The sequence below is a fragment of the Allobosea rubneri genome (genome assembly GCF_032464875.1).
In the GTDB taxonomy this organism is placed as follows: domain Bacteria; phylum Pseudomonadota; class Alphaproteobacteria; order Rhizobiales; family Beijerinckiaceae; genus Allobosea; species Allobosea rubneri.
Window position 1 is genome coordinate 1 of record NZ_JAWDID010000061.1, and the last position, 12742, is coordinate 12742.

5 protein-coding genes are annotated in these 12742 nt (G+C 68.3%); 2 read left to right on the forward strand and 3 right to left on the reverse strand.

What is annotated here, in order from left to right; translation table 11 throughout:
• A partial coding sequence (locus tag RKE40_RS25120) for an Ig-like domain-containing protein (protein ID WP_316020928.1) occupies positions 1-4229 on the reverse strand: 4229 nt, incomplete at its 3' end.
• Positions 4230-4380: 151 nt separating this feature from the next.
• A complete protein-coding gene (locus tag RKE40_RS25125; RefSeq protein WP_316020929.1) occupies positions 4381-8061 on the reverse strand; it encodes a hypothetical protein in 3681 nt (1226 codons plus the stop codon).
• Between the two features lie 399 nt (positions 8062-8460).
• Between RKE40_RS25125 and RKE40_RS25130 the strand changes: the two genes are divergently transcribed.
• Positions 8461-10203, forward strand: a complete 1743-nt coding sequence (locus RKE40_RS25130) for a type I secretion system permease/ATPase (RefSeq protein WP_316020930.1) — start codon at positions 8461-8463, stop codon at positions 10201-10203.
• Positions 10190-11551: an HlyD family type I secretion periplasmic adaptor subunit gene (locus tag RKE40_RS25135; RefSeq protein ID WP_316020931.1), complete on the forward strand. Its 1362-nt coding sequence runs from the start codon at positions 10190-10192 to the stop codon at positions 11549-11551. Before RKE40_RS25130 ends, RKE40_RS25135 begins: the two co-directional genes overlap by 14 nt.
• Before the next feature lie 29 nt (positions 11552-11580).
• Here the strand turns inward: RKE40_RS25135 and RKE40_RS25140 are convergent, their stop codons facing one another.
• Positions 11581-12486 (reverse strand): LysR family transcriptional regulator, encoded by a 906-nt coding sequence (locus RKE40_RS25140; protein ID WP_316020932.1) that lies wholly within the window; start codon positions 12484-12486, stop codon positions 11581-11583.
• Positions 12487-12742 lie beyond the last annotated feature (256 nt).

The following is a 12742-nucleotide window of genomic DNA, read 5'->3' on the forward strand; positions in this document are numbered from 1 at the left end:
CCGGCGCCGCCCTTGAGGACGTCGTCGCCATCCTCGCCATGCAGCTCGTCATCGCCGTCGCCGCCATCGACCACGTCGTTGCCCGCTCCGGCCTGAACCAGATCGTCGCCCGCACCGGCCAGGATCAGATCGTCGCCGACCGTCCCGACGAGTTCGTCATCGCCGGGCGTGCCGACCGGGACGTAAGGCGCGACCGTGACCGTGACGGTCGCGCTGGCAGTGCCGCCCTTGCCGTCAAAGACGGTGTAGCCGAACGAGGCCTCGCCGGAGAAGCCGTCGGCCGGGGTGAAGACGATCCGGCCCTCAGCATCGAGCACGACGCTGCCGCCGATGCCGGCCACCACCGACTGGATCACCAGCGTGTCGCCGTCCGCATCCGTGTCGTTGGCGAGCAGCGCCGCCGGCTCGATGACCAGCGCCGCGCCATACGCCGTGCCGAGCCCGGCATCGTCTCCCGCAACCGGAACCGCGTTCGGCGGCGGCGCATCGGCGATCTTGCGCAACGAGACGTCATCGAGCGCGGCGCCGTAGCCGTTGAGGTTGGTTTCTGTGCCCTGGAAGATCAGCTCGTTGCTTCCGTCGCCTGCACCGCCGACGACATCGACGGTGACCGCGAGCCAGCTATTGCCCGGGATGCCCTCATAGACGATCTTTCCGCCCCAATAGACACGGACGCCGTCATCGCTCGTCCGGGCGTCGGCATCGGCGATGAAGAAGCTGAGCCGATAGGTCGCGCCGGTCTCGACGCCCCCCACCTTCTGAACGAGCTTCGCATTGTTGCCGTTGCCGTCCATGTCGAACCAGACATTGCCGTCCTTGGCGCCGACACCGTTCTGGGTATCGAAATGCAGCTCGGCGCGTCCACCGCCCGCGCTGTTGACCTGCGTCCAGCCGGCGATGATGCCGTTGTCGTTGCGATAGCCCCAGTCCCCACTCCAGTTGCCGTTGCCGGCACCGGTCAGGTCCTCGAAGCTGCCATTGACGATCAGGTTCGGGTTCTGGTCGATCCAGACCATCGAAACCTTGTCCAGCGCCACGCCGGCGCCGTTCGGGTTCACGGTGGTGCTGGCGAATTCGAGCTTGTTGGAGCCATCGCCGGCGCCGCCGACCACGTCGATGGTGATCTCCTGCCACTTGTTCTTGGGTATGCCGGTGTAGACGACCTGCCCGCCCCAATAGACGGTGACGGTGTCGCTGGCCTGGGCGGTGTCGGTGTCGGCGATTGCGAACTTCAGCCGGTAGGTCTCGCCCTCGCTGACGCCCGCGACGGTCTGGACCAGGCGCGCGTTCTTCGGAGCCCCCTCCAGGTCGAACCAGTAGCTGCCCTCGAGCGCGCCGATGCCGCCAACGGTGTCCCGATGGACCTCGGCCCGGTTGTCGCCGGTGTTGATCCAGCCGGGGATGACGCCGGCCGGATTGGTGTTGCGATAGCCCCAGGCGGCGCCGTCATTGGCGCCGGTCAGATCCTCGAAGCCGCCATTGACGATGAGCTCGGGACCGACCGCAGTCGAGGGCGCAATCGTCAGGCTCAGCGTCGCCGTGTCCGTGCCGCCAAAGCCGTCGCTGACGGTGAAGGTGAAGCTGTCCTGCCCGACATAGCCGGCAGCAGGCGTATAGCGATAGCTGCCGTCGGCATCGATCTCGACCGTGCCATGGGCCGGGCCCTGGCCGAGGGCGAAGGTCAGCGGCACGTCGCCATCGGCGTCGGTCGCGGCAAGCTGACCCGTGACGACATTGCCCCGGGTGCCGCTTGCGGTACCGTCGAGGGCGTCGGGCGCGGTGTTCTCGGCCGGCGGCGTGCCCGGCTCGGCGATCTTGACGAGCCTGATATCGTCGAGCGCCGCGCCATAGGTGTTGAGACCGGTGCCGGTCGCGATGAACTCGAGCCTGTTCGAGGCATCGCCGGAGCCGCCGGTGACCCGGAAGCTCAGACTCTGCCAGGGATTGGTCGGAACGCCCTCATAGACGAGCTGGCCGTTCCAGACGACGCGGATGCCGTCGTCGGAGACCGCAGTATCGGCATCGCCGAGCGAGAAGCTCAGGAGATAGGTCGCGCCGTCCTCGATGCGCGCGACCTGCTGAACGATGTGCGTGTTGGTGTTGTAGCCGTCCATGTCGAGCCAGATCCGGCCGTCCGTGGCGACGACGCCGTTCGGCGAATCCCAGTGCTGCTCGATGCGGTTTCCGTTGACGTCCGTCCAGCCGGCGATGATGCCGTTCGGGTTGCGATAGCCCCAGTCGCTCGGCCCGTTGTTCCCGGTCGAGGCCGAGACGTCCTCGAAGCTGCCATTGGCGATGAGATCGGTGCCGACCACGATGCCGGGAACCACATCCAGGCTGACGACCGCCTCCGCGACGCCGCCATGCCCGTCATTGACGAGGACGCTGAACCGGTCGGCGCCGGTGAATCCGGCCGACGGGGTGTAGCGGTAGCCGCCGTCCAGGTTGAAGGCGAGCGTGCCATGGGCCGGGCCCGCGAGCAGGCTGTAGACGAGCGCGTCGCCATCGGCGTCGCCGGCAGCGACCTGGCCACGATAGGCCATGTCCTGACTGATCCGCAGCTCATTGGCGCCGGCTTCCGGCGCGGCGTTGCCGGCGGAAGGCAGCGCGGGCTCCGCGACCTTGACGAAATGAACGTCGTCGAGCTCGGCCCCGAAGCCGGTGCCGGCGCCCGCGAAGGCGAGCAGGTTCGAGCCGTCGCCCGAGCCGCCCTTGACGATGAAGCTGAAGGCCTCGCCGGCGGCGCTTGGCGTACCCTGGTAGACGACCTCGCCGCCCCAGGTGACGACGACGCCGTCATCCCCGTTCGGCAGGTCGGCCAGCGAGAAGCTCAGGCGGTAGACCGCGCCGTTCTCGGCGCCCTCGATCTGTCGGGCTAGCGCGGCGGGGCTGAAATCCCCCTCGAATACGAGATCCGTGCCCAGCGCAAGTTGGGAAGGCTCGGCCAGGCCGGGAGCGGCGGCAAGGATCGCCTCGAGCCCCGGCAACAGGGCAGCGATCTCGGCATCGCTGCCGGGGACGGCGAGCGCCGCCAGTTCGGCACCGGTCAGGCTCAGCCCATCGTTGGTGGTGATCGCAGCTGGCTGATGGGCCGGATCGACGCCGTCGCGAAGGATGATCGCATCGCTGCCCGAGCGGACGATCAGGTTATTGCCGTCGCGCAGGACGACGATCTCCGCCGGAAGAATCCCGTCGAAATGGAGCGTGCTCGTGCTGTCGAGAATGACGAGGTCGATGCCGTCGCCGGCGCGGAAGACGATCCTGTCACCGGTCGCGACGATGACGTCGTTGCCGGCACCGCCGATGAGCGTGTCGGCGCCTTCGCCGCCGGAGAGGAAGTCGCCGCCAGCACCGCCATGCAGCTCGTCGTCGCCGGCGCCGCCGAAGAGGACATCGTTGCCGCCGTCGCCATAGGCCACGTCGGCGCCGTCGCCGGCGCGCACGAGGTCGTTGCCCTGCATCGCATAGAGGATGTCGGCACCGGCGGTGCCGGCCAGAACGTCCCAATTGGCCGTGCCGAAGGCAGCCTTCGCGCCGCCGATCTCGGCGATGCTCTCGCGGGCGAGCCTGGTGTCGTCGACGAAGATCGCGTCCACGCCCATGTCGACGTATTTCTGGACATCGGCCTTGGAGCCCATGATCGTCCAGGTGACGACCTTGAGGCCCGCCGCATGCGCGGCCGCGACATCCGCCGCGGTGAAGGAGTTGATCACGGGCGCGACCATGTCGGCGAAGCTCGCGATCTCGGTCGGGTTGCCGATGCCGGAGCGCAGATAGGCCAGCGGAACGTCCACGCCGTATTGGGGCATGATCGTGTCGTGAAGCTGCTGGAGATTGGCCGGATTGAAGCTCTGGATGGTGACCAGCGAAGGATCGGTGAAATCATGCGCAATCAGCGCCTCGATCAGGGCTTCGCTGGTCGCGGAGCTGGTGTTCTTGGTCTCGGGAACGATGCCGATCTTGCGCCCGGTCTCCACCGACATCGCCTTCGCGATCTCGATCACCTCGCCGAAGGTCATGAGCGCCGGCTCGATGGCCTTGGCCTCCGCATAGGTCAGGTTGGCGTAGTTGTGGTCGTCATGGCTGGCGACGAGGACGCCGTCCTTGGTCAGGTAAAGGTCCGGCTCGATGAAGTCCGCCCCCCAATTCACAGCCCAGACATAGGCCTCGCGGGAATGGTCGGGATAGGGATTGCTGCCGCGATGCGCGAGAAGGACGATGTCGGACATGATGATGTTTCCGGGGAGCGCAAAAGGGGGGTCGCGGTCGCGGCATCGCGACCCGCATCGGTTTGGAAAAACTGGCCCGGCTCCCTCCCGGGAGGCCTGGCCTTGATGTCTAGGGGCGTCCTGCGACGCCCCTAGACTGGCCGAGGCGTGCTCAGACGAAGCGGAAGTCGTCGATGTGCAGCGTGCCGAGCTGCACGCCGCTCAGGGTGAGCGAGTTGCTCTGGTCGAAGGTGATCACGACGTCGGAGCCGACCTGCGCCGCATGCGAGATGACCGTTTCGAAATCGACGAAGACGTCGCTGTCGAAGGTGATCACGTCTTCCTGACCGCCGGCGAAGTCCGTGATCGTGTCGCGGCCGAAGCCGGGCGCGAAGACGAAGCTGTCATTGCCCGAGCCACCGGTCAGGATGTCGTCGCCGGCGCCACCCTCGAGGACGTCGTCGCCAGAACCGCCGCTCAGCCTGTCGTTGCCGAGACCGCCGAGCAGGATGTCGTCGCCCGAGCCGCCCGAGATCTCGTCATCGCCTTCGCCGCCGTCGAGGACATCGTCGCCCGAGCCGCCCTTCAGCGTGTCGTTGCCGAGGCCGCCGAACAGGGTGTCGTCGCCGGCGCCGCCATTGAGCGTGTCGTTGCCCGCGCCACCGTCGAAGGTATCGTCGCCATTGCCGCCGGTGACGACATTGTCGCCGGCGCCGAAGGCCAGGCTCTCGATGTTGACGAAGGTCTGGACGCCGATGCCCGCGGCCGCAACCCGGCCCGAGGCCATGTCGACATAGATCGCGCCGCTGGCGGCCGAGAGATCGAGCGTGTCGTAGCCGTCGCCGCCGTCGACATAGTCGTTGCCGGGGCCGGCCTTGATGATGTCGTTTCCAGCGCCGCCATAGATCGTGTCGTCGCCTGCACCGCCGCTGATGACGTCGTTGCCGGCGCCGCCATGGATGGTGTCGTTGCCGGCCTCACCGTAGAGGACGTCGTCGCCGTCGCCTCCGTCGATGAAGTCGTCACCCGCGCCGGAGTAGATGGTGTCGTTGCCGGCCCCGCCGCGGACGGTGTCGTCGCCGGCGTCGAGGAAGATCTGGTCGTTGCCGTCGCCGCCGTCGATGTCGAAAGCGCTCGACGAGGTCGCGGTCACGAGGTCGTTGCCGTCCCCGAGCAGGATCTTGCCGTTGACGACGGCACCGACATAGAGGTTGAGGTGGTCGTCGCCGGCGCCCATGTCGATGGCCGTGCCGCCGGTGGCTTCGATCAGGCCGGAATTGCCGAGCTTGTCGTTGCCGCCGCCCATGGAGACGCCGCCGATGATGCGGGCTCCGGCGACGTTGATCACCTCGTCGGCATGGTTGCCGATCAGATTGATCGCCTCGTTGCCGCGCAGGTCGAAGCGGGCGGCGTCGGCCGGCGGGACGTTCTCGGGGCCGTTGCCCTTGCCCTCGATCAGGCCGCGATTGACGATCAGGGTGGCGCCCAGCGCATTGTCGTTGCCGGAATTGTCGACCTGGATCGCGCGGCCATAGCCGCGGATCGTGCCATTGGTGTCGTTGACGATGGTGCCGCCGCCGACCGCGATGGCCTCGGAGACGTTCGGCTCGCCACCGTTCGCGCCGCTGGCACCGAGCCCCTCGATGGTGCCGGTGTTGAGCACGTAGACGAGGCCGTCAACGTCGACCGCATCCCCGTCGCTGTTCGCCAGGCCGGCCGAACGGCCCTGCATGAGGCCGTTATTGGTGATCCTGACCATGCTGGCTTCGGAGCCGTCATTGTCGATGTTCACCGCCGAGCCGTTGCGGCCGATCATGGTGCCGTTGTTGACGACCGTGACCGCCAGCTTGCCGGTGACGGCATGCTTCGCCCCCTCGATCAGGCCGCCGGCAAAGTTATTCACCGCGCCGCCGGTGTTCTCCTGGAAATCGATGGCGTCGCCACCGGCAGTCGCGCCCGCCTCGGCGGTGATCGTGCCCCAGTTGTTGACGGTGCCGTTCTGGCCGGGACGGATCACGTCCGTGTTTTCGCCGTACTGGCGGATCGTCGCGCCGGCGCGGTTGTTGATCGTCAGGCTGGCGCCATTCGAGCTGAAATCGTCGAAGTCGATGACGCGGCTATCGGCCTCGATCAGACCGGCATTGTTGAGGACGATCTCGGCGCCGGCGGCAGCCGCACGACTCGGGCCGATCTCGCCGCGCAGCGTGCCGCCGGCGAGATTGTCGATGGTCAGCGAACCCGTGGCGCCGAGCGTGACCTGCAGCAGGCGCTCGCCCGCATTCACTTCGACGAGGCCGGCATTGGTCAGCACGGCGTCGCCGCCGCCGGCCCAGGTCACGGCATTGTTCGCCACGGAAAGCTTGCCGCCGGCGTCGATCGAGACCTTGTCGTCCTCGTCGATCACGAGGCCGGACGTGATGGTGCCGCCATTGCGGATGGCGATCTCGTCATAGACGGCGCTACCGGCGACCGACCAGCTTCCGCCCTGGACCTCCAGCCGCTCGACGCCAGTCGACGCCGCGAGCGATCCGGTGCCGGTCCCGACGAGCTTGATCGTATCGGTGCCTTCGCCGCCGTCGACGGTCGCCGCGGCGCCTGCGCCGGCGGTGACCTCGATGCTGTCGTCGCCAGCGCCGCCGATCGCGGTGTGGCCGGCACCGATGACGATGCGATCATTGCCGGCGCCGCCGATGACGATCTCGATGTTCTGCAGGGTATCGACGCCGATGTCGGAACCGGTCGCCTTGCCCGTGACGAGGTCGAGCGTCAGGTCGCCCGTCTCGGCTGAATAGTCGGCGGTGTCGAGGCCGTCGCCGCCGTCGAGCAGGTCGTTGCCTTCACCGCCGATCAGTGTGTCGTTGCCGGAGCCGCCGAACAGGAAGTCGTCGCCGAGGCCACCGAGCAGGCGGTCATTGCCGTCGCCGCCCTGCAGGACGTCGTCGCCTTCGCCGCCGTCGAGCAGATCGTCGCCCGCACCGCCGCGAACAAGGTCGTCGCCGGAGCCGGCCCGCACGATGTCGTTGCCGTCGCCGGCGTCGACGGTGAGGTCGTCCTCGATTTCGGTGGCGGTCAGCGTGTCATCGCCGGCGCCCAGGCGGATCTCGCCATAGATCTTCGAGCCATTGAGCAGCGTGACGACGTCGTTACCATCGCCCATGTCGATGGCGGCGCCGTCGAGGCCGATGATCGTGCCCGAATTGACCAGCGTGTCGTCGCCGCCGAGCATCGAGACGCCGCTGAACAAGACGTCGTCATTGGTGAAGCTGTCATTGCCGTTACCGAACGGGCCGGAGGTGGCGGCGTCGGTCGTCGGAACCAGGGCGGGCGCGGCAGCGGCGTCAGGCGTCGTCGGCAAGCCGGCCGTCCCGGCGAATGAGGACATGGCGCTGCGGGCGGCCTTGCCGCCGCCATCACCGGCGGCAGCCTCAATCGCGCTCGGGGCGCGCGCGGTGGCCGGGCCGCCGGCCGGGATCGAAAGATCGATCGACGGATCGACGATCGTGTTGTCCAGGGTCGTGTCGATCAGGCTGGGATTGGTCGAGCTGCCGCTCACGGCGCCCGAGCCGCCGACGCTACCGGTCGAATCGACATCGGCCTGCGCCTCCGGCTCGCCGGCCTGCGCGGCTGCCGCGCCGCTGCCCAGGCCCTTCACGGTGATCGTCTCGCCAGCGGCGACGTCGCGATCGGCCGCCCAGGTCCAGCGCGTTCCGCTGCCTTCGCCGAGTTCGGCACCGTCCTGCCTGATGTTGATGATGTCGCCCTGGAGGACGGGTTCGAGGACCCTGACAGTCACGCTGCCACCGGCATCAGGGCTGAAACCGATATAGCTGACCGAACCGACGGGGCGAGCCATGATGATATTCCTTGCGTCAAATGAGAAAGCGGCGCCCGCGACAAGGCGGGGCGATGCCAGGTCGATCCGAGCCTCGGCGCGCGTTAATGACTTGGTAAGAATGACAGTGATTTTACGGTTTCTTAACCATGCGCGATTTTCGCTCGGGCAAGGCGGCTGAATTACTTGCCGGCTAGCAATTGAGGCTGTCGGGTATTCGGCGAGGCCTCGCGCCTCTGCGGGAGAGCTTCACCGCACTGTCACATCCCACCCCTATCGCTTCGCGCCGCCCATGCTGGGAGCCCGCCTCGTCGCCGGGATCCCGGAAAGCCAAGGCGCGTGAATGCTCGCCCCGGAAGCGGCCGGGGAGCCCGCTCGCGCGCTCGTCCAGTATCGTTACGCGTTCCGGGGAAACCGCCCTTGCTCCCAAGATCTCAGAAGAACGCGGCCAGCGAAGCGCTGGCCTCATGCCGTTCGGCCTTCCTCGCAGTGGCCCTGTTCTCGGCGATCGTGAACGTGCTGATGCTGACGGGCTCGATCTATATGCTGCAGGTCTATGACCGCGTGCTGCCGTCGCGGAGCATCCCGACGCTGGTCGCGCTCTCGATCATCGTGGCGGCGCTCTATATCCTGCTCGGCGTGTTCGACTGGCTGCGCCAGCGCATCCTCACCCGCATCGGCGCGGAGCTCGACCGCAAGCTGGGCGGCCCGGTGCTGACCGCGATCGTCCAGGGCCAGGTGCGCGGCGCCCCCACCGGCACCCAGCCCTCGCGCGATCTCGACAGCGTCCGCAGCTTTCTCTCGGGGCTCGGTCCGACGGCGCTGTTCGATCTGCCCTGGATGCCGCTCTACGGCGCGCTCTGCTTCATCCTGCACCCTTATCTCGGCTGGACGCTGGTCGCGGGCGGGGTGATCCTGATCGCCCTCGCGCTGCTGACCGAGTTCGCCTCGCGCCGGCCGAGCGCCGAACTCTCGCGTACCGCGGCCGAACGCGCGACGCTGATCGAGGCTTCGCGGCGCAACGCAGAGGCGGTGACGGCGCTCGGCATGGGCGGCCGGATGGGGCGCCTGTTCGAGCGGACCAACGACCGCCATGTCGCGGCGAATCTCGGCGCCGCGGACATCACCAACGGCCTCGGCGGCGTCTCGAAGGTGATCCGCTTCATGCTCCAGTCGGCGATGCTCGGGGTCGGCGCCTGGCTGGTGATGCACGACCAGGCCTCCTCGGGCGTGATGATCGCCGCATCGGTGCTCAGCAGCCGGGCGCTGGCACCGATCGAGCTGGCGATCGGCAGCTGGCGTCCGTTCATCGGCGCGCGCCAGGCCTGGGGCCGGCTGCGCACTGTGCTGACCGAAGGACCCGCCGCCCCGTCGGTTGCGCCGGAGTCGCCGATGCGGCGCGTCGCGCTCGAACATCTCGCGGTGGCTCCTCCGGGCAGCGCGACGCTGACGGTCAAGGACATCGCCTTCACGCTCGAAGCCGGCCAGGGCCTCGCCGTGATCGGCCCTTCCGCCTCGGGCAAGTCGTCGCTGGCGCGCGCGCTCGTCGGCGTCTGGCCTGTGGCGCGCGGCAGCCTGCGCCTCGATGGCGCGACGCTCGAACAATGGCCGGAGGAGCAGCGCGGCGCGATCATCGGCTACATGCCGCAGGACGTGCAGCTCTTCGCCGGAACCGTCGCCGAGAACATCGCGCGCTTCGATCCTGCAATGACCGACGAGGCGGTCCGCGGCGCCGCCAAGGCCGCCGGCGCCTACGAGCTAATCCTCGGGCTGCCCAAGGGGTTCGAAACCCCGATCGGCGAAGCCGGCGGCACGCTTTCGGGCGGGCAGCGCCAGCGCATCGCCCTGGCGCGGGCGCTCTACCGCGATCCCTTCCTCGTCGTCCTCGACGAGCCCAATGCAAGCCTCGATGCCGAGGGCGACGCCGCCCTGACCGCCGCGATCTCCGGCGTGCGGGCGCGTGGCGGCATCGTCGTGGTCATCGCCCATCGCCCTTCGGCGCTGGCGGGCATCGACCTCGTGCTGATCATGGCCGAGGGGCAGGCACAGGCCTTCGGCCCGAAGGAGGAAGTCCTGCGCAAGAGTCTCGCGGCAAAGCCCGGCAGCGCCGCGGCGGTACATTCCAACCCCAGGATCGTGGTGGCGGCCGATGCGCGCGGTTAACGAGAACAAGGCTGGCGGCAGTCTCCCGCTCGCGGGCGCCGCCCCCGATGGCAAGCGGCCGAATCCGCGCCGCGACATCCGCCGCGCCACATTGCTCGGCGTCGCCACCGCCGCCGTGCTGTGCGGCACCGTCGGGCTCTGGGCCGCCACGGCGCCGCTCTCCGGGGCGGTGATCGCCTCCGGCAAGGTCGTGGTCGAGAGCAATGTCCGACGCGTGCAGCACCCGGCCGGCGGCGTCGTCGCCGAAATCCGGGTCAAGGAGGGCGACCGCGTCAAGGCGGGCGACGTGCTCGTGCGTCTCGACGAGACCAATGCCCGCGCCAGCCTCACGCTGATCGAGATCGAGCTGCTGCGCTTCCAGGCACGCAAGGCCCGGCTCGAGGCCGAGCGCGACGGCCTGCCCGAACTCGAACTGCCAGCCGCCCTGCGTGATCGCGGCGAGGACACCGCCGTGGCGCAGGCAGTGGCGGCCGAAACGCGGCTGTTCCGCACCCGGCGCGCCGCGGCCGACGTGCAGCGCTCGCAGTTCCGCGAGCGAATTGCGCAGTCGCACGAGGAGATCAAGGGCCTCGCCGCGCAGATCGAGGCGAGGCAGGTCCAGGCCAAGCTGATCGGCCAGGAGCTCGACGGCGTGCAGAAGCTCTATGACCAGAGCCTTGTGGCGCTGTCGCGGTTGACGGCGCTGCAGCGCGAGGCCTCCCGCCTCGTCGGCGAGCGGGGCAGCCTGACCTCGGACACCGCAAGGGTGAAGGGGCGTATCGCCGAAGTCGAGCTGCAGATCGTCCAGATCGACGAGGATCTGCGCCGCGAGGTCACGACGGAGTTGCGCGACGTCGACGGCAAGATCGCCGACCTCACCGAGCGCCGCGTCGCGGCGCGCGATCAGCTCGACCGCATCGAGATGCGCGCGCCGCAGGACGGCGTCGTCCATCAGCAGGTCGTGCACACCATCGGCGGCGTGATCGGCCCCGCCGAGCAGATCATGCTGATCGTGCCGGAAGCCGACGGGCTCGTCGTCGAGGCGCGGGTCGAGCCGACGATGATCGACCGCCTGCATGTCGGCCAGCCCGCGATGCTGCGCTTCCCGGCCTTCGACAGCGCGACGACGCCGGACCTGAAGGGCCGGCTGATCCATGTCTCGGCCGATGCCAGCACCGACCAGCAGACCGGCGCCTCGTTCTATACGGTGCGCGTGGCGCTCGACCGGGCCGAGACAAACCGCCTCGACGGCAAGGTCCTGCTTCCGGGGATGCCGGTCGAGACCTTCATCCAGACCGGGACGCGCACCGCCTTCGCCTATCTGGCCAAGCCGTTCCAGGACCAGATCGCGCGCAGCTTCCGCCACTAGCCGGCGGGATTTCGTTGGAAACGCGCCGTTCAGGCCGCCTCGGGGCCTGAACGGCCGACCGCATCGGCCGGCTGGAACGCGTCGGCGGCACAGCGCAGGAAATCGGCGATCATCGGCGTGCGGCGCCTTTCGCCGAGGCAGACGACATATTCGTTGATGGCGATGCCGGCGTCCTGCAGCGGCAGATAGCGCAGGCGACTATCGTAGCCGAATTCGAGGTCGGCGATCGCGCCGAGACCGAAGCCGGCGGCGACGGTCTCGCGAACGCCGTCCCGCGTCGAAACCTCGATCACCTCGCCCAGGGTGACGCTATGGGCGCTGAGGTTCTGCTCGAACACCTCCCGCGTGCGGGAGCCGCGCTCGCGCAGCACGAAGGGCAGCCCGTGCAGTTCCCGCACGGCGATGGCGCGACGCTGCGCCCAGGGATGGTCCTCCGGCATGCAGATGCCGACCTTCATGCTGGTCAATGGCTGGACATGGAAGCGGCTGTCCTGCGGCATCTGCGCGGTAATGCCGACATCGGCCCGGTACTGGACGACCTGCTCGATCACGCTGTCGGAATTCTGCAGCTGGATCGAGAACATCAGCTTGGGCCGCCGCCGGCGCAGCGCGCTGAGGATCGGCAGGGAATGCACGGTGCCGTCCGAGGCAAGCCGCAGCCGGCCGCCCTCCGCCTTTCGGCTCTTGAGCATGCGCCCGGCTTCCGACAACGCGGAGAACAGGCGCGAGGTGACCTGGAAGAGCGCCTCGCCATCCTCGGTCAGCGTCGCGCCGCGTGGACCACGCTCGAACAGCACGACGCCAGAGATCGCTTCGAGCTGGCGGACCTGCCCCGACAAGGTCGACTGGCTGACCGACATCTCGCGCGCGGCCTGGGAGTAGCCGCCGGCGGTCGCGACGAAATGGAAAGCCCGAAGCTGCGTGACCGATGCCATGCTCTCAACTCACGCCGTTGGGCCCGGACCTCTAGCGACGCCGCAATGCGGATTTGTGACAGCGTGCCGGGCCTGCCGCGAAAGACTAGGCAAATAGAGTCTCGCCACTAGGTTTGCCGGCACAGCAATCGTCAATAATTCGATGTGGGGTATCGCAACTTTCGATGACCTGGGCCGGTTCGATTTCAACGATCCGTCACATCGGGTTCCTACCGGTCTTAACCGCAATTTCATCACGTTCGGAAGCGCGGTGACC